The sequence below is a fragment of the Lacrimispora sanguinis genome (assembly GCF_044987295.1).
Taxonomy (GTDB): Bacteria; Bacillota; Clostridia; order Lachnospirales; family Lachnospiraceae; genus Lacrimispora; species Lacrimispora celerecrescens_B.
The window spans coordinates 697659-720305 of the sequence record NZ_CP173277.1; the positions used below are offsets into that span (position 1 = coordinate 697659).

21 protein-coding genes are annotated in these 22647 nt (G+C 42.4%); 2 read left to right on the forward strand and 19 right to left on the reverse strand.

Features of this window, described 5'->3' with window-relative positions:
- Positions 1-58: 58 nt before the first annotated feature.
- The 15 genes from ACHZES_RS03285 to ACHZES_RS03355 all read right to left on the reverse strand — a co-directional run bounded on the left by ACHZES_RS03285 (position 59) and on the right by ACHZES_RS03355 (position 14689).
- On the reverse strand, positions 59-802 hold the full coding sequence (locus tag ACHZES_RS03285) for an ABC transporter permease (protein ID WP_395547916.1): 744 nt from the start codon (positions 800-802) through the stop codon (positions 59-61).
- A complete protein-coding gene (locus ACHZES_RS03290) occupies positions 789-1520 on the reverse strand; it encodes an ABC transporter ATP-binding protein (RefSeq protein WP_154520563.1) in 732 nt (243 codons plus the stop codon). Before ACHZES_RS03290 ends, ACHZES_RS03285 begins: the two co-directional genes overlap by 14 nt.
- 61 nt (positions 1521-1581) lie before the next feature.
- Positions 1582-2349, reverse strand: coding sequence for a MerR family transcriptional regulator (locus ACHZES_RS03295; RefSeq protein ID WP_395547992.1), 768 nt, complete (start codon positions 2347-2349; stop codon positions 1582-1584).
- 208 nt (positions 2350-2557) lie between these two features.
- Positions 2558-3445: an RsiV family protein gene (locus ACHZES_RS03300; RefSeq protein WP_395547915.1), complete on the reverse strand. Its 888-nt coding sequence runs from the start codon at positions 3443-3445 to the stop codon at positions 2558-2560.
- A complete protein-coding gene (locus ACHZES_RS03305; protein ID WP_089992350.1) occupies positions 3442-3933 on the reverse strand; it encodes an RNA polymerase sigma factor in 492 nt (163 codons plus the stop codon). The genes ACHZES_RS03300 and ACHZES_RS03305 overlap by 4 nt, the downstream gene beginning before the upstream one ends.
- Positions 3934-4144: 211 nt before the next feature.
- A complete protein-coding gene (locus ACHZES_RS03310; protein ID WP_395547914.1) occupies positions 4145-5020 on the reverse strand; it encodes a GyrI-like domain-containing protein in 876 nt (291 codons plus the stop codon).
- Positions 5021-5309: 289 nt separating this feature from the next.
- Entirely contained in the window at positions 5310-6323 is a 1014-nt protein-coding gene (locus ACHZES_RS03315; protein WP_395547991.1) for a substrate-binding domain-containing protein, read from the reverse strand.
- Between the two features lie 44 nt (positions 6324-6367).
- Positions 6368-7330, reverse strand: coding sequence for an ABC transporter permease (locus tag ACHZES_RS03320; protein ID WP_038281836.1), 963 nt, complete (start codon positions 7328-7330; stop codon positions 6368-6370).
- A complete protein-coding gene (locus tag ACHZES_RS03325) occupies positions 7314-8825 on the reverse strand; it encodes a sugar ABC transporter ATP-binding protein (RefSeq protein ID WP_154520559.1) in 1512 nt (503 codons plus the stop codon). Before ACHZES_RS03325 ends, ACHZES_RS03320 begins: the two co-directional genes overlap by 17 nt.
- Before the next feature lie 30 nt (positions 8826-8855).
- The gene (gene rbsD / locus ACHZES_RS03330) at positions 8856-9254 is read right to left on the reverse strand and encodes a D-ribose pyranase (RefSeq protein WP_038281832.1); all 399 of its coding nucleotides are present in this window, start codon (positions 9252-9254) and stop codon (positions 8856-8858) included.
- On the reverse strand, positions 9248-10192 hold the full coding sequence (gene rbsK / locus ACHZES_RS03335) for a ribokinase (RefSeq protein ID WP_395547913.1): 945 nt from the start codon (positions 10190-10192) through the stop codon (positions 9248-9250). Before rbsK ends, rbsD begins: the two co-directional genes overlap by 7 nt.
- 15 nt (positions 10193-10207) lie before the next feature.
- A complete protein-coding gene (gene deoC / locus ACHZES_RS03340) occupies positions 10208-10843 on the reverse strand; it encodes a deoxyribose-phosphate aldolase (RefSeq protein WP_395547912.1) in 636 nt (211 codons plus the stop codon).
- Between the two features lie 88 nt (positions 10844-10931).
- On the reverse strand, positions 10932-11945 hold the full coding sequence (locus tag ACHZES_RS03345; protein WP_395547911.1) for a LacI family DNA-binding transcriptional regulator: 1014 nt from the start codon (positions 11943-11945) through the stop codon (positions 10932-10934).
- Between the two features lie 289 nt (positions 11946-12234).
- On the reverse strand, positions 12235-13473 hold the full coding sequence (locus ACHZES_RS03350; protein WP_038281825.1) for a dicarboxylate/amino acid:cation symporter: 1239 nt from the start codon (positions 13471-13473) through the stop codon (positions 12235-12237).
- Between the two features lie 28 nt (positions 13474-13501).
- Positions 13502-14689 (reverse strand): MalY/PatB family protein, encoded by a 1188-nt coding sequence (locus ACHZES_RS03355; RefSeq protein WP_395547910.1) that lies wholly within the window; start codon positions 14687-14689, stop codon positions 13502-13504.
- A gap of 221 nt (positions 14690-14910) precedes the next feature.
- Here ACHZES_RS03355 and ACHZES_RS03360 point away from each other — a divergent pair, with 221 nt between their 5' ends.
- Entirely contained in the window at positions 14911-15456 is a 546-nt protein-coding gene (locus tag ACHZES_RS03360) for a MarR family winged helix-turn-helix transcriptional regulator (protein WP_395547909.1), read from the forward strand.
- Positions 15457-15628: 172 nt separating this feature from the next.
- Here ACHZES_RS03360 and ACHZES_RS03365 read toward each other — a convergent pair whose 3' ends face one another.
- A complete protein-coding gene (locus ACHZES_RS03365) occupies positions 15629-18280 on the reverse strand; it encodes a hypothetical protein (protein WP_395547908.1) in 2652 nt (883 codons plus the stop codon).
- A 377-nt stretch (positions 18281-18657) separates the two neighbouring features.
- Here ACHZES_RS03365 and ACHZES_RS03370 point away from each other — a divergent pair, with 377 nt between their 5' ends.
- Positions 18658-18720 carry an MBL fold metallo-hydrolase gene (locus ACHZES_RS03370; RefSeq protein ID WP_404820381.1) on the forward strand — a complete coding sequence of 21 codons (63 nt, stop codon included), beginning with the start codon at positions 18658-18660 and terminating at the stop codon, positions 18718-18720.
- A 325-nt stretch (positions 18721-19045) separates the two neighbouring features.
- On the opposite strand, the gene ACHZES_RS03375 is transcribed toward ACHZES_RS03370, so the two are convergent.
- From ACHZES_RS03375 to ACHZES_RS03385, 3 genes are all read right to left on the reverse strand, one after another.
- Positions 19046-20062 (reverse strand): zinc-binding alcohol dehydrogenase family protein, encoded by a 1017-nt coding sequence (locus tag ACHZES_RS03375; RefSeq protein WP_395547990.1) that lies wholly within the window; start codon positions 20060-20062, stop codon positions 19046-19048.
- Between the two features lie 132 nt (positions 20063-20194).
- Positions 20195-20893: a GntR family transcriptional regulator gene (locus ACHZES_RS03380; RefSeq protein ID WP_395547907.1), complete on the reverse strand. Its 699-nt coding sequence runs from the start codon at positions 20891-20893 to the stop codon at positions 20195-20197.
- Positions 20894-21010: 117 nt separating this feature from the next.
- Positions 21011-22639, reverse strand: coding sequence for a TIM barrel protein (locus ACHZES_RS03385; protein WP_395547906.1), 1629 nt, complete (start codon positions 22637-22639; stop codon positions 21011-21013).
- Between the last annotated feature and the right edge of the window lie 8 nt (positions 22640-22647).

The window sequence follows — 22647 nt, forward strand, 5'->3', positions numbered from 1 at the left end:
TAACATGTCAATGCGGGTGAAGGAAGTAGGGTAAAAAATAAAAAGTTAATCCAATCTGTTATTCCCATTTGAAAAAGCGGAGGGAAATGCTGATACATATCACTGCTATGACGATCATCACCATAATCGGAATGAAAACCCTGTCCATTGGCAGCCCCAATGAAGCAGCCTTAAGAAGCTTTATTCCCTGTGTCAATGGAAGGATGTCTGCTGCTTTTTGGAATGCAGAAGGCATCACCTCATAAGGCAGAGTGGCACCTGAAAAAATAAGCATTGGAAAGTACAGCAGACTTGCGGCGGCACCGGCTATTTTCGTGTTCGGTGCAATTCCGCCCACCAACACCCCAATGCTGAACATAGACAACATAACCAGTAAGTATGCTCCCAGGAATGGAAGCAATGAGCCTTTTAATTGAAATCCAAAAAATAACGCCCCAGTTGCGTAGACAAGGATAAGGGATGCAAGCGAATAAAGTGCGTAAATAGCAACCTGCACCGCCAAGATAAGTGCTGGGTCAGTGGGTGTTACCTTAAACCGCTTTAAGATTTTTCTGCTTCGATAATCAGATACAACCAAGGGAAGCCCCATTACGCCTCCGGCACAAATGGCAATGGTTGAAACCGCACCAAAGGATTGCTCCAGGAATGTATATTCCGCACCATCAAAAGCGGGTTTGTCTCCAAAAACTGCCCCTAAGATTATAACCACGACGATTGGCATGCAAATAGCAAAAATAAACATATCCAGTCCACGAAGGGACAATTTTCCTTCTGTTTTAAGTAACGTTTTAAATGTTTTCATATTCACCCTCCCCATCCGTATACCATAGATATGCATCCTCAAATTTTTCATAAGGACTTGCTTCCACCGCTTCCTTTACGGAACCGCAAAATATGCTCTCCCCATTCTTCAAAATCATGATCCTGTCACAAAGAGTTTCCACCTCATCCATAAAATGTGAGGTCAGCAAAATGGTAATTCCTTTTTCTTTTAACTGGGAAAGACTCCTCCACACTTCCCTCCGTGCCCTGGCATCCAATCCTGTGGTCAGTTCGTCTAAAAACACTACTTCGGGATCTGGGATTAGCGCAAGCACGATAAAAAGCCGTTGCTTCTGACCTCCCGAAAGTTCACTGACCAGGCTTTTTGACTTTTCATAAAGTCCGAACTGTTCTAAAAGGACGCCATAATCCAAAGTGTTTTTGTAAAGCGAAGCAGTAACTTCACAAAGCTCATCTACTCTGATTTTTTCCTGATAATTGGCCTCTTGAAATTGAACACCCACCCTCTCAAAAAGTTTCTTTCGATCTTTTTTCGGATTCATTCCTAATATGGATACCGTCCCGCTATCCTGTTTTTTCGTCCCCAGGATACATTCGATTGCGGTGCTTTTACCCGCACCATTTGCTCCAAGTAAGCCAAACACTTCCCCGCGGCAAATTGAGATATTAATATTCTCTATGGCTTTTATTTGGGCGTAAGACTTGCACAGTTCCTTTACTTCAATGGTTGTTTCCATGCGATAAAATCCCTCCTTTTTTCTTTTCATAAAAAGAATAACACCAGAGCAAAGTCTGGTGTTAAAGTGTAGGGTTTGTTTCAAATTGTTTTTTCATCTCTTCAAGGTGCATCAGCATGACTTTCGCATTTTCTTCCGCATAATGCAGGGAAGTGAGAAGCTTATCGCATACGGAAATAATATCATCGCTTTCGTCCGGTGTATCAATCACTTGGCGGATATCTGCTTTGGGATTCTGGGATAATGTATTCAGCATTCGCAAAATTGCAGAAAGGGAATAATTTGCGCAGCGCAGAGAACGTATGATTTTGAGCCGCCGAATATCTTTATCCGTATAAACCCGGTATCCGTTTTGTTTTCGTTTTATAGTGAGCAGGCCATTCATTTCCCAATTTCTTAAAGCGTCCATTGAAATTTGTAAATAATCGGCCGTTTCTTTTCTGGTTAATACCATTGTGCCGGATTTTTCTCCCCTGCTGCTGCCTGATAACAGCCTTTGGGTGATTTCTATGGCTTCTTCCGCATTTTTCTGCTCATTTTTTATCTGCTGCAAATTATGTTCCGCCAAGCCAATCGCCTTATCAAAATTTCCGGAAGCTGAGGTCTTAATAATAGTAATTGCCTGTTTTCTCAATCCATTTTGCAAAACCTCGACCTTTAGCGCGATTCTTGCAAACTTTATCTGTTCCATATGAAAATCTGTAAATACGCGATACCCGTTTTCCTTCCGCTCCGCTTTAGGAATAAGCTCTAGTTCTTCATAAAGTCGTACTGTATTGGAATGGATTCCTATACTACGCGCAATTTCAGATGTCGTGTAAGTTTTCATTTTATCTATCACCACCATTCTATTCCACCATAATAGCATCATATAAAAGTCTGGTGTTATAGTGGATAGTTTGATTGTAACGAATAAGAATAAAAAGTACAAGGTCGGAATGATATCGGCTAAGCGCAAAAAAACAAGCATATCGTCCATCGTATACGATACGCTTGTTTTCCAGTCAGCCTTTCAGTGATATAAACAAAATTTACTCTTACCTATTTATTTCAAATTCAACCGCCCCGGCCGCTCCAGGTGCTATCTCATATTTGTCAAAAACTATAACCGGGTTTCCATTATCCTTCATATAAAATTTTGTCTCATCAGAAATACTTTCGAAACCGCCTTCCTCAGGAGTAAAAAACGGAATACCGATTTCCTTTGATTTTTCCTCTATCTGGCTATTAATGCTGTCATTTGCCTTATTGATGTAATCCTCTCCAAGAACATCACCTAGAGATAATAGCTTTCCTGATTTTAAGTCTATGTTATAATATTTTTCCTGACTGTAGGCAGAGGTCCAGCTCTCTGTTCCCCTTACCACAAAAGAAAGATAGTCATCGCTTTGGGCCTTGATCTCATACCACACCTTGATCTCGATCTTATGCTCCGCCCATTCTGCTTCTGTTCCTCCTGTATCCAAAAATGCCTGTTTGTAATCCTGTGCACGCTCCAATGATTCATCCGCATATCTGCTGCAGATTTCCTGGATTTCTTCATTTATTTGCTTGGAAAGTCCTTGGGTGTCATTTTGGATAAATTCTACCCCCGGCACTTCTACCGAAACTTTTTCATCCCCTACAGTCTTTTTATAGGAGCTTACAGTCAGGATCCTTGCTATGGCACCTACAACCGGAAGCTGATGTACCTCCTCAGCAAATGCTGTGTTTATGTTCAGTGCTGCAGTAAATGTAAGAAAGAAAGCTGCTGCTGTTCCCAATCCCCATTTATAGTACCTTCTTTTTCCGATCCCAGTATTATTCTGGCTGCTCGCTGCTTTTTTTTCTTCAAATTCCTCAATGGCCCCCAGTATACGTCCGTTTAATTCCTCTGGAATGGGAGTCTCATCGTATCTTTTTTTTGCATGATCCATCTGGTTCATAGGTTTACCTCCTGAATATTCTGCTTTAACATTTTTAAGCCACGGTACAGCCTTGCCTTTACCGTGTTTAAATTGTCACCGGTGATTTCTGCAATCTCTTTCAGCGACATTTCTTCAAAAAAACGAAGCTTAATGATGTTTTGTATTTCAATATCCAATCGATTGATCTCGTCATAAAGGTCATCCGATGGTTCATAGCCCTGTTCATAATAGGGGATCTCCAGACCCAGTTCTTCTCCTGAGGCGATCTCTTTTTTATTTTTCTTTAGGAAGTAAATGCTTTCGTTCACAAGAATTCTGTAAAACCACGTTTTAATAGCGTCGTAATTTTTTAAGGATTCATAATGATCCAGGGCTTTTAATACCGCATTCTGAACAATATCCAGGGCATCCTCCTGGTTCTGGGCGTAGCTGAATGCCAGCCGGTAAAATTTTTTCTGATTTTCAATGATGTAGCCTGTCATCTTATCATAGTTCTCTTGTCTCATTTGTTACCCTTTCTGTCTTTTAACAGACATTTTTGCCGTTCTGTTATATAGATGATTTCAGACGCAAAAAAGTTGCAGAAAATGAAAAAAAGGCTCTAAAAAATCAAGCCAGGCCGGCTCAGTCCCTTCCGATCTATAGCAAAGCGGCGGCTTAGAATCATTCCGATTACTAAACTGCCGCTTTTTTTATTGAATATGACACTCTGTAAATTTAACCGTCAATTTTGTGAACAGGGATCCATATCTCACTTTTATAATCCGGACTACTCGTATCTGGGGTTTCATTCCACAATAACTCTGGCCCCCCGGTCAATTCATATCCAGATGCCGGGAACCATTCAGCAAATATTTGGGACCACGTGTCCTGAATCGCATCCGGAAACGTACCAACCACTTTAAATACTGCCCAAGTAGAGGCTGCAACATGCAAGATGTCATAACCGTTTGAAGCCGCCCTGGAAGTGGCAACTCCCACATACTGGTCAAGCTGAGAGCCTTCTGTAGTACGTTCATCAAAATTCGCAGAAACACTGAGTATTCCCTTTGGTTCTACATCGCAAAAACCTTTTAACTCATCTATGACCTGAGGAGTTAGTTTTTGTACCAATGAGTCCATCTGTGTATTGATACCTTTAAACTGCATTGTAATTCTTTTTTTAAATCCAACAATATAAAATCCATCTTTTTCTACAACACGATAATTCATTTCCAATCCCCCTTTGATTGTTAACTGAAAAGTCATTGGCGGCAGGACTTTAAGTTCTGTATTTGCTTTCTTAGCTTGCGACGGGGTAACTCCATGCATCACTTGAAACGCTTTACTAAAGGCTTCCGGTGATTCGTAACCAAGCTGCAATGCTAAATCAATGACTTTTACTGATTCCTTCTGTAAGATAAGCCCTGCTACCGAAAGCCGTCTGCGGCGAATATATTCACCTAATGGCATTCCGGCAAGAAAAGAAAACATTCTGCGAAAATGGTATTCTGAACAGCCGGATATGCGTGATATTTGACTTGGCTCAATATCAAACATCAAATTTTTTTCAATATATGCCATCGCATCATTCCATTGAGCCAGTGTATTCATAGCCTGATTCCTCCTTTCAAAACAATCATACCTAAATTTTTAGTTAAATTCCGGATAATTTTGCTGCGGCTTTTCACAGATTTAATAATATACCGTTAATATGAGAATTTATAAGATTTTAAATGTTTTTACTATGTTCCACCTATTTTGATTTCATCATACCATGCAGCGTCTCCGGATAAAAGAAGAAATATTATGAATGATTCCAAAGCCAAAGAGGCAATTCATAAAAAACAGCGGCATCAGACCGAATTGATCGGTCTGATGCCGCTGCTAATAAAAATATAGATTATTCTTTTGTAACTAATTCATTTACGTTATCAGCTGTTACCAGTTCGTTATCCAGGATCACATACTTATCTACGTCTTTTCCCTGCAGATGATTGTATGCAGCGGTCATAATTGCTTTTCCCAGGAAGAAAGGAGGCTCTGCAATCGTTGCATTAACCTTTCCTGCTTTAATGGCTTCAATGGTGTCATCAATGGCATCACAGCCGATCATGGTAATCTCATCTAAACGGCCGGCAGCTTCAATCGCTTCCAAAGCACCAAGAAGCATTTCATCGTTGGCAGCATATAATCCGTCAATGTGGTCATTGGCCTGAAGGATATTTTCCATTACGCTCATGCCCTTAGCACGGTCAAAATCTGCAACCTGGCAGGCAACGATCTTCATGTCAGGATGCTGGCTTATGGCTTCGTTAAAGCCCTTGGAACGGCTCTGAGCCACATTGGTTCCCATAATACCCTGGATTTCTACGATATTTCCTTTGCCTCCAAGTGTATCTACCAGATACTCGCCGGCCAGTTTACCGGATTTGATGGCATCGTAGCCGATATGAGAAACCACTTCCCCGCCGCTGGCCTCACGGTCCATGGTAAGTACCGGGATACCGGCTTCGTTACAAGCTTCTATAGAAGATACAATTGCATCCGAATCACAAGTATCAATGATAATGCAATCCGGTTTTTTGGTGATTAAGTTTTCTACATCCTTCATCTGAATTGCAGGGTCATCCTGCGCATCTGTAATATAAAGTTCTACTCCTAATTCGTCTGCGGCCTTTTGTACCCCGTCTTTTACATCCACAAAGAATGGATTTGTCTGAGTATTCATAGCAAGACCTACTACGTATTTCTTGTCCCCTGACTTTGCCTCTGCCTTAGTTTCCGCTGCTGTCGTAGCTGCTTCTGTCTGTGTGGTCTCCTGTTTGGTTTCAGGTGCCTTTCCACCGCTGCATCCTGCCAGTGATGCAAGGACAAATCCTGCAGCTGCTAAAACTGCCATGTGTTTTCTTTTGATCATAATCTTTTACCTTCCCTTCTTTTATACATTAATAGTTTTATTTATTCTGCTTTCGCAGATAAATCCTTAACCTTTTTGTCCACCAGAACTGCAATGAGTACAACTGCGCCCTTAACAATATTGGTGGCATGGGGATTTACGTTCATAAGCGTAAGAATATTATCGATAATTCCCATGATCATGGCACCTACCACAGTAGGCAGCACAAATCCGGTTCCCCCGCTTAAACTAGTACCTCCAAGAATAACCGCTGCAATGGCATCCATCTCGATTCCCTGTCCGCTGGTGGATTGTGCAGATCCAAGTCTGGCTGTTAAAACCACTGCTGCGATGCCGCTTAAAAAGCCATTAATGATGTAAGCCATCCACTCCGTCTTTTTAACGGAAATTCCGGATAAGCGGGCTGCTTCCCGGTTTCCGCCAAATGCATAAATGCTGCGTCCAAAGCTGGTTTGTGTCAATATGTAGTGTGCCAGCAGGAAAAGAGCGATCAGTATAATAACAGGTACCGGAACCCCCAGAACCGTACCTTTTCCAATAAACTTATAGGAATCCACCTTGACAGGAATGGGAGAACCTTTGGTGTAGACCAAAACACAGCCACGAAGCAGGGTCATCATGCCAAGGGTGGCGATAAATGGGGGAATCCCGCACTGAGAAATAAAAAATCCATTTACAATTCCGCAGGTTATTCCGATTGCGACTGCTGTAAGTACCGCAAGAAAAGTATTGCCGGTGGAAGCCAGCACACCGGAGGCTACAACTCCGGCAAAGCCCAGAATGGAACCTACGGACAAATCGATTCCGCCGGTAAGGATTACAAAGGTCATGCCGCATCCGATGATGCCGGCAACTGTCACCTGCTTAAATACATTAAACAGGTTGGAAACACTTAAGAAGCTTTCCGATAAAAAAGCGGCAAAGATACAGATTACCAGCAAGATCAAAACCGAGCGATATATATTAATTTGGTTGATTAACCGTTTCTTAGTTTCCTGTTTCATTTTCACTTACCCCTCCAGACGCATGTGCTAATATTTTTTCCTGATTCATTTCCTGTTTGGAGATTTCTAATACCGTTCGTCCTTCCCGCATAACAATGACGCGGTCACTGACCCCAATCAGCTCCGGAAGATCCGTAGAAATTACCAGAATACTCTTCCCCGCTTCCGTCAGCTTGTTCATAATGGCATAGATTTCCGCTTTGGCCCCAACATCGACACCTCGTGTGGGTTCGTCTAAAATCAGAATATCAGAATCCGCTAAAAGCACCTTTGCAAACACTACCTTCTGCTGGTTGCCGCCGCTTAACTTTCCGGCAGGCTGCTGTGCGGAACTGACTTTAATATTAAGCGCTTTCACCTGTTCCTGTACACGGTCCGCTTCCAGCTTGTTATCCAGCCGGAATCCTTTGGTCAGCTTTTTTAAAGATGACATAGAGATATTTTCTTTGATGCTTCTTAATAAAACAAGCCCCTCCTGCTTTCTGTCATCCGAGACAAACCCGATTCCTGCTTCTAATGCTTTTCTGGGAGAAGAACAATCCTTTTTTTCACCATGTACGTAAATCTCTCCGCTATCCATTGGAATGGCCCCGTAAATCAGCTTGGAAAGTTCTATGGTACCGGCACCTAAAAGGCCTGTAATCCCCAAAATTTCTCCTTTGTGAAGCTTTAAGCTGACGTCATGGACCCCGCGGCTGTTTACTTTCCTGGCTTCAAATACCACTTCCTGGGTTTTATAATCCCTTACCGGATACAGATTGGATACATTGCGCCCGACCATCATGGATACCACATCATCATAATCCGTCTCTCCAATGAGTTTTGATGCAACGAATTTTCCGTCGCGGAAAACGGTAAGACGGTCTGAAATCTGAAATATCTCATCCATACGGTGGGATATATAAACGATTGCAATTCCCTTTTTCTTCAGTTCCTCAATTGTCCGAAAGAGAATCTGAATTTCCTCTTCTGCCAGTGCTGCGGTGGGTTCATCCATAATAATGATTTTTGCCCCGATAGTCAGGCACTTGGCAATCTCCGTCATCTGAGCCTCTGCCACCGACAGATTCTTTACCTTAGTCTTTGCACTGAACTTTAAACCCAGATGATCTAAATTTTCCTGTGCTTCCCGGTACAGCTTGTTCCAATCCACTTTCCCAAAGGGACTGACAGGTAGTCTTCCAAGATACATATTTTCTGCTACCGACAGTTCCGGAACCATATTAAATTCCTGATAGATCATGGCGATTCCATGTTTTTCCGCATCTTTAGCGGAATGGAACACCACCTCTTTCCCATCCAGATACATGGCTCCCGAAGTATAAGGCTGTGCTCCCGCGATTATTTTCATCAAGGTAGATTTCCCTGCCCCGTTTTCTCCGCACAGGGCATGGACTTCTCCCTCAAAAATCTCCAGATGAACCCCGTCAAGAGCCTTGACACCGGGAAACGTCTTTACGATTGATTCCAGTTTTAAAACTAACCTTCCTCCCATATGTTTTCACCACTTCCCCTTTGATTCCGGTCAATATGCGCATCCTGAGACTAATACTACGTTGGTATATCCTGTAAATTCGCCTGTCAGGATGATTGCCTTGGCCCCCTCAGTCATCTTTTTTAATTCCTTATGGGGTATATACTCCACCGGAATTCCTTCCGGCAGAAGTGCCAGCGCCTTTTTATGTAGTTCAGGGCTTACTGCAAGTGCCTCCTCTGCAAATATAGCCTTTTCCGTTACCATATACTTTTCTATTTCTTCCAGTACCTCAAGATAAGCAGGGCTTCCCGGCTTCCAGCCTAAGTCCACCCGTTCCACTCCCTTTGGAATTGGAAGTCCGGCATCTCCGATTACCAGCATATCCATATGCCTGAGTTCTGCCATGACTCTTGCTAATTGAGGGTGTAAAATTCCTGTTTTTAACATGACCGCTTCTCCTTCTCCTGCTCTTTAATAAATGAGTCAATTTCTTCCCGGTCAGGCATGGCCGGTGTGGTTCCGATCCTCTGTACCGAAATAGCGGCTAATGCGTTGGCAAAGGATGCCGCCTCCCATAGATCTTTTCCTTCGGCCAGGGCTGCCACCAGGCCGCCATTAAACGCATCCCCCGCGCCGGTCGTATCAACTGCATTTACCCGGTAAGCTGGCAGGATGCCCCTCTTCTCTGGAGTTGCTAAGTAAACACCTTTTCCCCCTAAGGTGATCAATACATTTTTAACCCCTTTTTCAAAAAAGTAATCTGCAGCTCTTCCTGCATTTTCTTCCCCATCCACTGGTATTCCGGTTAATATCTCGGCTTCCACCTCATTGGGCGTGATCAAATCCACTTTACTTAAGATGCTGTCACTGACCGGCTGTACAGGAGCTGTATTTAAAATGATTTTTACGCCTTTCTCATATGCGATATCAATTACTTTTTCTACAGAAGATATATTGGTTTCCAGCTGGGTAAGCAAAAATTCAGAATCATCCAGTAAGTCAGAAATTGATTCTACCTCTTCGTCTGTAATCGTGTCACAGGCGCCCAGAATGACAACAATTTCATTCTGACTGGTGTTTTCATCCACCATGATCAGTGCACAGCCGGTCTCTGTCTGTCCGGTGCGGAATATCCGCTTGGTATCCATTCCCAGGTCTTTCATGGTATTTAAAGCCACATCTGCGAATGCATCCTCTCCAAGCTTTGTTACCATGGTCACATCTGCTCCGGCCTTATGAGCAGCTACCCCCTGATTAAATCCCTTGCCGCCCGGACCCATTTTAAAAATACTTCCTTTAACCGTTTCACCCGGAACCGGAAGATGAGGGCTTCTTCCCATCAGATCCACTACAAAACTTCCGAAAACTGTTACTTTCTTCCCCATAATCCTTCTCCTTTTTTATAGCAAGGCGATTCCGTTGCCTGCTCCAATCCGGTCTGCTCCGGCTTCTACCATGGCCTTTGCCTCTTCTGGTGTGCGGATTCCTCCGCTTGCCTTTACTCTTGCCCGGTTTCCTACCGTCTGCTTCATAAGTGCTACATCCTCGGTTACAGCACCGCCTGTGCTAAAACCTGTGGATGTTTTTACAAAATCTGCTCCGGCTTCAATAGAAAGTTCACATGCCTTTACAATTTCCTCTTTTGTTAAAAGGCAGTTTTCTAAAATAACTTTAACAACCTTACCCTTAGAAGCTTCCACAACTGCTTTTATATCGTCACGCACCAGATCATAATTTTTATCCTTCATGGCACCGATATTAATTACCGTATCAACCTCATCAGCCCCTGCCTTCACTGCCTCAGCAGCTTCAAAGGCTTTTGCAGAAGCTAACATCGCTCCAAGCGGGAAACCTACTACACAGCAAACGGCAACTCCGCTGCCTTTTAATTCCTGTGCGACGAGAGGTACCTGACAAGTATTCACGCACACCGATGCAAATCCATATTCTTTTGCTTCTGAACAGTATCTCTTAATTGTTTCTGATGTGGCATCTGCCTTTAACATCGTGTGATCCACTAATTTTGCAATATCCATTTTCTTCTCCTCTTTTCTTTCATTCTCTATCACCCAGGATATGTAACCGGTTACATATCCTGGGTAAAAATAAACTGCTTACCGCAGCCTATTTTATTAATTCTGACCCGCGAAGCACCACCTGGTACGGAACAAAGATTTTTCTGCCGGAGCTTTTACTCTCCTTGTGGGACAGCTTGTCAATCAGCATTGCCATAGCTTCATATCCCTGCTTCTTTGCATCTCGTTCGATGGTAGATAGCCTGTAATCGATTATTTTAAGAGATTCAATCTGGTCAAAGCCTACCATTGATATGTCCCTGCCCATTTTAAGTTTCTGCTCGGTCAGATACTTAAGGACTCCCAGACTTGTCTGGTTATTGGAGGCAAAAATTGCGGTCGGCGGATCCGGAAGCTGCAGCAATTCCTTTGTCCTTTCATAGGCCTTGATGATCTTGAAATCTCCGGATACAATATACTCTTCCTTTAATTCAATCCTATAATCCATTAAGGCTACCTTGTATCCCTTTAACCGGTCCTTCCCCGGCATAGAGGTGCTGGGACCTGTAATAATTGCAATCTTACGATGACCGGCATGGATCAATGCTTCCACTCCTTTATAAGCGGCGGCGGCATTTTCTACGAAAACACCATCCAGATTGGAATTTTTAATATTACGGTCTACTAAAACCACTGGAATTCCCTTGTTTTCAAATTGTATCAGCTTATCCCGGGTTACCATATCAAGCTCAGAAACCGGGGTTATAATCAAACCGGAAAGTCTTTGTCCTTCTGCCATCTGAAGGTACTGATGCTCTCTTTCCTGCATTTCACCTGTATCAAACAAAACAATGTTATACTGGTTATTGACCGCGATCTCTCCCATTCCGCTAATAACGCTGGAGAAAAATTCATTGGCTATATCAGGAACTATAACACCGATACTGGAAGAGTCACGAGTGCTTAAACTTCTGGCTATAGCATTCGGCACGAAATCCGCTTCTTCAATCGCTGCTAAAACCTTCTGCTTTGTTTCGTCCTTTACGTATCCTGACTGATTAATCACTCTGGACACTGTCGCAGAAGAAACACCTACTTTTTTGGCAATATCCCGTATATTCATCTTATGTCTCCTTTATGTAACCGGTTACATATGCATATTAACATATTGTGCTGCGGATGTAAAGCTTATTTTATCATTTTTTACAATTCCTTCTGAACATTTTCAATAAAACTATAAAAATTGCCAGGCATTAAGGAAATGCATGGATGTCTATGACTAGTTATGGCTGTAAAAAACCACAATTGTAATTGCCCTATTTGGTGTAATTACCTATATAGCAAAAAACAAGGCTCTGAAAATTCAAGAGCCCTGTTTTTATAGCTTTATCCTCTATTGGCAGGAGGTTCCTTTATTCGTTTATTACCCCTTCCGCAATGGCTTTTTTCATCCAGTCCTTTCCGTCGACGATCCTTGCTATCACCATAGCAAGTCCTGTATCCCCGGTTACATTAACTACCGTAGCAGGAGCATCTGTTATGGTACCGATCAATACCATAACCGGTATGGCAACAGTAGGGAATCCAAATGCTGATATAATAAATATTTCGGCAACATATCCGCCAGCCGGAATTCCTCCCATGACAACAGATGCTACCACAGCCACAACGATGGACATAATAATATTTCTGGGCGTTGCATAAGGAATTCCAAATATAGAACATAAGAAAGCAATTTTCAGGATCTGGATAATACATGCACCGTCTTTATGTAAATTTGCTCCTAACGGTATGGTAATATCTGCAATATCATCAGGAATCCCCAATTGTTTGCCCTGAATCATATTCAGAGGCAGAGTTGCCGCTGAGGAACAAGTTCCCAGCGCTGTTAATGTTGGAGCCAGTGCTGTCTTCCACCACCGCTTCACTCCGGCTGTACCGGCACCAATATAAGCCATGATAGATTGTGAAAGAACAAAATAGACAATGATGACAGCACAATAAATGATAATGGCACGGGAAAGAGGTCCAATTACCTGATCCCCATATTCTCCGATTAAGATCGCAAAGTAACAACCTAACCCAATCGGTGCAATTTTCATTACGATTCCAATCACATTCACAATGATATCGGACAATGCTTCCATAAGTTTTAAAACCGGCTTTCCTTTTTCACCAGCCATAATAATTGCGATTGAAAACATAACAGTAAATACAATCAAAGCCATCAGATTGCTTTTAGAAAATAACAGCGGAAAATCTTTAACTGTAAACATACCTAAAAAATTCATGCTGCCATTTACATCTTCCACCTTTTCTGCCAGATCCAGCACAGCACCTTTGGCCGGGTCAAACATCAGTGCGGCAGCTACCATGAAAAGGCATGAAATCACTCCTGTTAGGATTGTGCCAATCAGAAATGTAATCAGTATTTTTCTTAGTTTTACCAAATTCTCCATTTTAGCAATCGCAGAAGTTAATGAGCAAAAAATCAGGGGAACAACACAACAGTAAAGCAAATTTAAGAAGATGTCTGCAACCGGCTGCAATATTTTTGCACCTTTCCCCCAGAAAAGACCGATCACTCCTCCCAGAACCATTGAACCCAGTAATATTACGGAAGATTTATATGTATTCCAAATGTTTTTCATATGTTTCTCTCCAATCACTTATCAGTATTTACCCATTAACTTTTCTTAAATTTGTCTTTATGCTATCAATTGCACTCATCACTATATCAGGCGTCGTTCCCAGGTTCAGCCGGATAAAACCTTTCCAGTTCTCACCAAACCACTCACCGTAATCGACAGCCAGTCTGCACTGATTTTGTGTAAATTCCTTTATTTGTTCACTGTCTACATAATTCCTTAAATCCATGAAAAGCAGGTAAGTTCCTTCAAGTGGAGCGATATAAACTTCCGGAAACTCTTTCATCTCTTCCACTACCATCTGATAATTGTGATAAATCACCTTCTTCAGGGATTGATACCACTCATTGCCACCTCTCAAGGCGGCCTCCACTGCCGTAATACCGAATATATTTACCTCCACATTATTAAACACTCTAGTAAACTCATCCCAGGTTTTTCTTAATTCTTCATTTTTGATTACAATCGTTGAAGTTAAGCAGGTGGCTAGATTAAATGTTTTAGATGCTGCAAAGGCAGTAATCATGTTGTCTGCATATTTTCCGTTCGCTATAGTAGCCGCCGGAATATGTTTTTTCTCTCCAAACACCAAATCCTGATGTATTTCGTCAGACACAACCAATACATTATGGCGCGCACAGATCTCCAGCATTTTCTCCAGTTCTACTTCAGTCCATACACGGCCTGCAGGATTGTGAGGAGAACACATAATATACATCTTTACTTGATTCTCTTCAATCTTCTTTTCAAATGCTTCAAAATCAATGGTATAGATACCTTTATCATAATTCAAATCACAAGTAACCAGATTACGATGGCTCTCTTTTACACAGTTGTGGAATGGATAATATACCGGTGTAAGAATGATGACAGAATCATCTTCTTTCGTATACATATTAACCGCCCAATATAAGGCTGCCACAACTCCGGGAGAAATCCGCATCCATTCTTTTTCCAGTTTGTAACCATGATGGCTGTATTCCCAATCAATAACAGCCTCGTAATAGGAATCCGGCACGAAAGAATAACCAAATATGCCGTGATCAACCCTATTATGTAATGCTTCAACAACTGCTTCCGGTACTTTAAATTCCATATCTGCCACCCACATGGATATCAAATCCGGATCCCCAAACCGTAGATCGAGTGCATCCCATTTTAAGGAAGCTGTCCCCATACGATCCACATAATACTTGCTGCAAAAATCTTTGACTCCCATTTAATAAACCCTCCTGTTAGTTTAATGCCTAAACCATTTTACATTTGAATTATATCCATATACATGGGACTTGTCAATATGTTTTTGTTTAATGTCTATACTATTTTGATGTTTTTATTGATTTTTTAATTGATTTTTTCAGATTATTGTGCTAGACTTATGATTGGGTAAGCTTACCTTTATGGAACATATACAAAATTTAATTAAAAGGGATTGAGTAAATGAAAGAGAACCAGAATTTAAATGATAGTATTATTGATGAAACTTTTCATACCTTAAACGAAAGGCACAATAGTATTTATCAGTTTGTTATGCGATATAATGACTATATAATCTCAACACATGATTATGGGCTTGGCATCCTGCTCAGCATGATTGAAGCACACACGCTCACTTATATTGAAGAAAATCCAGGTATCACCGTTACAGAACTGGCCTCCTATTGGAATAAGACAAAAGGTGCATTATCACAAACGGTCAGCCGGTTATCTGATAAAGGACTTGTTACAAAAGAAAAAAAAGAAGGAAACGCCAAGAATGTACTCCTATATGCTACAGAAATCGGAGTAAAGCTCAGCAAAGCACATAAACTCTATGATACAATAGATATCGCCAAGACAATGGGGGAACTAAAAAAAGAATGCAGCCCTGAAGAAATCGATAATTTTTATAAAGTAATATCGGTATACAACAAAGTCATCCAAAATGATTTTGAAATCAACCGGGGCAAGAAAAATAATGTACGTTCCTCTGAAGAATCTATTTAACTGAATTCTTTCAAAAAATGAAAAGTCAATACTACATTCAGCAATACCGAAAAAATACGGATAAAATCATGATAGTTTCCTTAAATCTTTTTATCGCATCATATCAAAAAAAGTACCCTGATAGTCAAGCACCGCCACTTTTTTGTGTCGAACTGTCAGGGTACCATTTTATCTATGGATTCTGAGGATTCTCCCCCAGCCACTCCACATCCAGTTCATGCAGCATGGTCGTATTCTGCCACCCACCTGAACCTGTGGTCCCGGTATGCAATAGGCTCACGCCACCAAAACCATTCTCTGTTATCTCTCCGTTCAAATCCACCGAATGAATATATCCATCCTTTGCCTGATCTGCCAACTGTGGAGTCTGGGTTTCCACATGAGCGGTCAGCTTCGTCCCCTCCGCCTTCATTGTAATTTCACAGCCGGTCAGATAGCAGGATGAAAGAACTTCATCGGATATGTAGCTTATCTGTCCTTTTTCATACCGAACAAGAACAAAGGTGCAGGCGTTGGAGGCTGCCTCGGTACGGATAATCCGCAGACCATAGCCGGTCAGTGTTTCTGTGTCAAACTTTATGCACAGGTCCATATACTGGCCTGCACTCCCGAAGCCCTGACCTGCTATTTTTGCGGGATCCGCCAGAAGCTTGAAGCTCATGCTTCCATACGTTCCTGCTACAGGTGTATACATAAGCCGTACGCCCTGGGTTCCCTGATAAATTCCCATTCCTACGCTGCCATCTCCCGTTTGACCATAAATCCAGGGCTGATTGGTGTCCTCCCCCTTCCAGCCGCTGTAATCCTTCATGTCAGCCGGTTGGAACGTATCAACGGTCCAGTATCCAGGCTTAATCTCCGTCTGCCGGACCACCGGAAAATCAGAAAAATCGGTGTGGAAATTGTGGGCCGTCACATTTGCTGCCGTGATTTTGTCTGGAAACATGGCTGATACGGCTGATCCCGGATTGCTCCGTATGTGCTTTGGCTCAACCTTGGCGGTCAGATAGCTGCCGATGTCACCCGCCGTAAGTCGGTATTCGTATTTGGGCTGATCCTGCGTTGAAACAGCAACCAGAATCGGGTTGCTTCCTGCTGCATCATGGCTGCGGTACCAGGAAATCACTGACTGGTCTTCCCTGTCTCCCAGATCCAGGTCATATTCAGCCGTCAGATAACCCTCCTTCTCTTTTTGAACCGTCAATTTCTTTGTGAATGATGGCGGCTCCAGAACACTTGGCTTAACGGTCAGTTCTAAGGATGCCTCCAGCCCCTCCGGCGTCTTTGCGTGAACCATAACCTGCTTTGTCTCGTCCTTATCATTGATTCCCTGAATGGTACAGGTCCCGTTCCCATGATCTGTAAGCGTCGCATAAGCCCCATCTTTTTCGGAAATTGTATAGGTCACAGCGCTGCCCGTTTCTTCCGTCTGATAGAAATACAGCACTTTGCTGGAAATAACCGCCTCATTGCTGCCGGATACAATGATATCTTCCGTTGTCTCCAGGGTAAGCATCGTCGGTATCTTGTCTGCTCCCGCTGCAGTTACGGAAGCTTTTACGTCCAGCGGATCCCACTGGTCATTTCCTCTTAAGAGATTATAAGTATTATAGTAACTCTTTCCATCAGATTCTATCCGGTAAGCTTTCAAAACCTCCGTACCGGTCATATCCACAGTTTCCTGTGCGCCCTCACCTGCAATTGTAATGGGTTTCCCATTGTGCAGGATGTTGTATTGGTAACATTTTAAGGACGATTCCGGATATTTGGTCCAGGCAATTTCAAACGGAATGTTAAAATTACTCTGATACGTACAGTCCACTGCCGCTATCGCGCCTCCCCGCTTGGTAAAATACTGCACAGGCTCTGTTTCCACAGTCAAGGTCACACACCAAAACGTACAATCTAAAAACACGGAACCAGTTTTTGTTGCCTCGGCCAGCGGCCTATTTCCGTAAAAATCAAAATCGCAGCCCACAAAAACTGCATTTCCGTTTATGGCATCATCTGTGCTCTCGAAATGGCAGTTATTGTACAGGCTTCTTTCTCCGCCATTGATGGGACGAAGATTTAAGCGGCTGATAAAATTACAGTTTTCCGCAAACATCCTATCCCCGGACAAATCTGCCAACTGGGCCTGTGTAATGGTGGAGGTTCGTTTCTCATGATTTAACTCCGGCTTCAGCGCATAATCTAAATTCACATTGCAGTAATTGCCAATCGTTAAATTCTGAACCTGCAGTCCGGTTCCATTGTTATTGAACCGGAACATCGTATAGTTTCCGTCGGCGCCGTGGGACTGGCCCCGGTTGCCTGCTAAAACCACATGGTCCGGGTCTTGGGTAAGTCCCTTTAGCGAAAGCCACTCACAATCCACCACCATACCGTAGGGAACCTCATAGCCTTCCGTTTTTTCCAGAGTATCTGACGCTTCCGGATCGTCAATCCAGTACACATATGGTGCAATATAAACCGTCATTGGCTCCTGCTCCGTGCCATTTGTCAACGTCTGGGCGCTTAAAGCCTCTGTTATGTCATTGTACACATAATCATAGCGGCCTGCTGTCTCATCGGCCAGGGAACCATCCAGATAGATTGCCTTTGGACCGAGAGGAATGGTTATTCCCTGATACGTGATATTAGTCCCGGCAAATTCTATGGGATCCTCCACGTTTAACGGGATATACTCTCCTGCCGGCACAGAATCCGTCACCGCAGCCACCGGCGCTGACTCATTTGCGCTCTTGTTTCCGCCGCATGCGCTTAAGGACACTGCCATAGCTGCCGCCACCCCTGCCGTTGCCCACTGTTTAACCTTTTTCATGGTTTTCTCTCCTTTCAACTTTTCGCTTAAATAAATGAGGTCTTAAAGCATGTTTAAGCGTCTTCACTTTTACTGTTATTGTAAGCGCTTACACTAAACTTTTTTAAATTATAGCACCTAATTCTTTATAATTCATTTCAAATATTATACAAAACATTGCAAATTTTGACATTCTATGGCTTAATTTTAATGAAATTCATAAAGGGTTTCAAATAAATGAAAGCGCTTACTTTTTCTCTTGTTCTGTAACTGGATATTTGGTAAATCTCGCAACTGTCCGATCAGTATTTATAAAGGACTGCAGGATACCGAAAAGTCTCTTACGTAAAGGGGAATTTTATTGTATTCGTTGAAACGGTCTGGCATCGCAAAAGGAAATCTCAGCCGTCCTCCTTACCCACGGTCATGATGATCATGCTGGTTGTGCAGCCTATTTTTAAAATCAAGGTGCAAAAATTAATGTTGGTGTCACCTCCCTGTGTTGCTGATTGCCAAAATTGATGATGTCAGGGTTTTATTTACAGGAGATATGTTTTTTTCGAGGATGAAACCGGGACAGACGTTAAAACCGGCTGGAAAGGGATCTAAGCTATAGAGCCAACATTATATTAGCAGGTCATGGGATTCCGTTCATCAATAAAAATGCAAAAGATGCGATTCGAAGCGCCTATAAGTACTTTTTATTAATAATAGGTAAAAAATTAACATAAAAATAGGCCGTCATTTTGACGGCCTAAAGCTCTGCTACATTCGTTAACCTTTGTTTTATTGAAATGCCACTAATACTTTCATAATTGCATCTGGATAATCTTTCACTTCTGTAAACGCCCTTTCTGCATCCGCAAATACATAAACACGGCTGATTAACTTACTCAAATCAAATCTGCCGGCCACGGCAAAATCAATCAGTTCTACAAAATCCTCCTTTACCGCATTACGGGAACCAAAAATGTCCAGTTCTTTCGTCTGAATACAGGAGTAAGCAAAGTCAAGATTCTTATTGCCGATTCCCACAACTACCACACGCCCGCGAAAAGACGCCGCATCAATACAGTTCTGGAAGGTCGAAGGCTGACCAACACACTCTATACAAACATCAAAACCGTCTCCACCGGTTAATTCACGGACACGCTCGTCGAAATTCTCCTTATTGATCACGATAACATCATCCGCTCCCATTTCCGTGGCAACCTGAAGACGTCCTTCACTTATATCGCTGACCGCGACCGTGGCTCCCATCAGCTTGGCGCCCATAACGGCTAGTACGCCGATCGGCCCGGCGCCAACCACCAGTACACGGTCCCCGGCTTTCACACTCCCCCGTTTTACTGCATGATAACTGATACAAAATGGTTCAATCATTGCCAACACCTGGGGATCCAGGCCTTTTCCGTCATAGATCCGTTCCACCGGCATGGAGAAATACTGACGGAAAATGCCATCACGTTGTGCTCCAAGAGTCTGATTGCTTGTACAGCAGTTGATCATACCACGTCGACAGGAATAGCAGCGGCCGCAATTAAAATAGGGATTACCAGTTACAATCATACCTCGCTTGATTCCATACTTATTGTCATCGACCGCTACCACACGAGCGGAAAACTCATGTCCGGGAATCCGCGGATAGCTGGAATACAGAAAGGTTCCCCGATAAGTTCCCATATCCGAACCACAGATGCCTCCAATTAATATTTCCAACAACGCTTCTCCTTGTTCCTTTTCCGGTTTTTCCATTTCCCGGACTTGTACCTTTCCCGGTTCTGGAATCAAGATATAATTCATCTTCTCCATGCTTTTTGCCCTCTTTCTCTCTGTGGATTAATGTTTTTCCTTGACCGACCGGTGTACTTACAAAAAGCAGCTGTGGTATGCTGGCTGGTTATTTCACAAGGAAGCCAGCGATCCCTGTTCCATCTATCTTTTTGCGAAAAATCTCAAAACTCCAAAATCATGCATTTTTTCTTCATCACCAATTAAATCAAGGTAATCTTCTTTCGATGTTTCGATATGCTCTGCAATTGCTTTTTGAGCCTCTTGACTGTTACCCTTTTTTAGGTTATCCAATACTCTATCATGCTCCCGAAATGCTTTATCCTGATGGGTTCTCTCCAAATAAGAAAGCATTCTGATCCGACGCAGCTGCATAAGTAAGCTTTCATGGAATCGCATCAGCTTTTTGTTCTCTGAAATATATACTAGATAATCGTGGAACTCCTGATCAGTCCTAAATGCATCATATATTTTCCCTTCCTTATTGAACGCTTCCATTTTATGATTAATCCTGTCAAGCTCCATAATCTTTAATTCAGTGTTTTCCTTCTCAAGAATCAGACGAACAGCCATAACCTCAATACATAAGCGGGCGTCAAACAACTCCTTAATCTCTTCCTTTGTAAGTCGGCTGACTTCATAGCTCTTCCCCAAACCAGCATTGATTACCAAACCATCCCGTTCAAGCCGTTGAAGGGCTTCACGTATCGGTGTCCGGCTCATGCCGATTTCCTTGCTGAGCGTAAAATCAGAAACAACTTGTCCTGGCTGCAATTCAAAATTACAAATCTTTTCTTTTATTTCCTCATATGCCTGATCTACTAGTGAAATTGCTTTATCCAATGTTATACCTCTCCTCTTAAAATCTTCTATATATATTACCATAAAATATGTCTTAATTAAACATATTTCTTTTAGTTTTAATAATATATCAATAAGGAGATGTAGTAGACTGCATTCTCAATTAACTTCAACCATTTTATGTAAATATTCAAGTCCTAATTTTGCTGCCGTTTTACCATCCGGGAATTGGAAACACTCTATTGTAACACTATTTTTATACTGTATTTCCTTTAATGCTTTACATATTTCAGCAAAATCGATGTGTCCCCAGTCAGGATAATTTCGGTTATTATCCGCAACATGGAAGTGTCCTAGATGATCACCGCAGCGCCGGATAGCCGCTGCCGGATTTTCTTCTTCAATATTCATATGAAACGTATCCAGATGCACCTTTAACCGGTTACTCCCTATCTTTTCTATCAAATCAAGGACCTCATCAGCGGAATAAAGATTATTGGTTTCATATCGATCGATTGCCTCAATAACAACATTTACATTCTTTTCTTCTCCATAAGCAGCCAGTTGCTTCATTGCATCATTCAGCCACTTTTCATAAACAGAAAAAGGGTACTTAGTCCCAATTGTCCCACGCATGGACCCCAATACAACATCACATTCTAAAACAGCCGCCAAATCCATCTGATCCTTTAATCTTTGAAGCGCTTTTCTGCGGATCCGTTCATCTTCATCAAGAAGAGTCAGGCCTTCATAATGAACAGCCATCCCTGTTCCAATGGTTGAAATCTCCAGATTTTTTAAATCACAATACTGCTTTACTGCCCTCCCGTCAATTTGGTCCGGATGTAAGAGGTGCAGTTCGATTGAATCAAATCCTGATTCTTTAACAAAATCTATGGTCGCATAGATATCTGTATCGACGATTGGGAATGGCGATCCCTCCGGCGCCTCCAGCGCAACGGTGATACCGAACTTCAAAGGTTTTCCGGATTCTTTCAGATGCTTCAAACCCTCTTCTACTGCAATAGCACTATTAGGAATCGGATAGCACTCCATAGATACGGAGCCTTTGTAATGGATTTTTTCAAGAGCACAAATAATTTCATTGAAATTAATGATACCTGCTCCTGGAAAAGCTCTGGTATTGTCTGCAACATGTACATGGCCAATATAGGAACCGCTCTCCAGTATAGCACTTATCATGCTGCTCTCCTCAATATTCATATGGTACGTATCTAAATGCAATTTAAGATACGGATTATCAATCATATCAATAAAGCGCCTCACCTCTGCCGCAGTATTTAAGAAGGGAAGCTCGTATCGATTAATAACCTCTAATACCAGAGTGACCTGTTTTTTCTCAGCATAACCAGCAACCTCTCCAAGCTCTTTTGCTAAAATAGAAGCGTATGAATCATAATCCTTGAGATTGTCAGCCTTCCCCCGTATACTGCCTAAAATCACAACCGCCTCCAGCTCTTTCGCCATATCGGTAAAGGCAAATAATCGCTCCTTTGCTTTTGCCCGTACCTCTGCATCAGAATCGGTTAATGATAAACCGTCCATAACATAAGCTAATCCGGTTCCAATTGCAGAAACAGCAATGTGATTATCTGCAAGAGACTGCTTGAGTTCTTTCATATCAATTAAATCAGGTTCCCGCAAATGAAGCTCGATGGTATCTGCGCCGGCCATCGCCGCAATTTTTGCATTTTCATAAGGATCTCCGGTATAAAGTACCGGGAATTTCTCTGGCGCTTCTACCGCAATTGCAAATCCATATTTCACTATCAATA

Excerpts from the sequence above, each read along its gene's own strand:
- ACHZES_RS03285 (WP_395547916.1), bottom strand. The coding sequence starts at position 802 with ATGAAAACATTTAAAACGTTACTTAAAACAGAAGGAAAATTGTCCCTT.
- ACHZES_RS03290 (WP_154520563.1), bottom strand. The coding sequence starts at position 1,520 with ATGGAAACAACCATTGAAGTAAAGGAACTGTGCAAGTCTTACGCCCAA.
- ACHZES_RS03295 (WP_395547992.1), bottom strand. The coding sequence starts at position 2,349 with ATGAAAACTTACACGACATCTGAAATTGCGCGTAGTATAGGAATCCAT.
- ACHZES_RS03300 (WP_395547915.1), bottom strand. The coding sequence starts at position 3,445 with ATGAACCAGATGGATCATGCAAAAAAAAGATACGATGAGACTCCCATT.
- ACHZES_RS03305 (WP_089992350.1), bottom strand. The coding sequence starts at position 3,933 with ATGAGACAAGAGAACTATGATAAGATGACAGGCTACATCATTGAAAAT.
- ACHZES_RS03310 (WP_395547914.1), bottom strand. The coding sequence starts at position 5,020 with ATGAATACACTGGCTCAATGGAATGATGCGATGGCATATATTGAAAAA.
- ACHZES_RS03320 (WP_038281836.1), bottom strand. The coding sequence starts at position 7,330 with ATGAAACAGGAAACTAAGAAACGGTTAATCAACCAAATTAATATATAT.
- ACHZES_RS03325 (WP_154520559.1), bottom strand. The coding sequence starts at position 8,825 with ATGGGAGGAAGGTTAGTTTTAAAACTGGAATCAATCGTAAAGACGTTT.
- rbsD (WP_038281832.1), bottom strand. The coding sequence starts at position 9,254 with ATGTTAAAAACAGGAATTTTACACCCTCAATTAGCAAGAGTCATGGCA.
- rbsK (WP_395547913.1), bottom strand. The coding sequence starts at position 10,192 with ATGGGGAAGAAAGTAACAGTTTTCGGAAGTTTTGTAGTGGATCTGATG.
- deoC (WP_395547912.1), bottom strand. The coding sequence starts at position 10,843 with ATGGATATTGCAAAATTAGTGGATCACACGATGTTAAAGGCAGATGCC.
- ACHZES_RS03345 (WP_395547911.1), bottom strand. The coding sequence starts at position 11,945 with ATGAATATACGGGATATTGCCAAAAAAGTAGGTGTTTCTTCTGCGACA.
- ACHZES_RS03350 (WP_038281825.1), bottom strand. The coding sequence starts at position 13,473 with ATGAAAAACATTTGGAATACATATAAATCTTCCGTAATATTACTGGGT.
- ACHZES_RS03355 (WP_395547910.1), bottom strand. The coding sequence starts at position 14,689 with ATGGGAGTCAAAGATTTTTGCAGCAAGTATTATGTGGATCGTATGGGG.
- ACHZES_RS03360 (WP_395547909.1), top strand. The coding sequence starts at position 14,911 with ATGAAAGAGAACCAGAATTTAAATGATAGTATTATTGATGAAACTTTT.
- ACHZES_RS03365 (WP_395547908.1), bottom strand. The coding sequence starts at position 18,280 with ATGAAAAAGGTTAAACAGTGGGCAACGGCAGGGGTGGCGGCAGCTATG.
- ACHZES_RS03375 (WP_395547990.1), bottom strand. The coding sequence starts at position 20,062 with ATGAATTATATCTTGATTCCAGAACCGGGAAAGGTACAAGTCCGGGAA.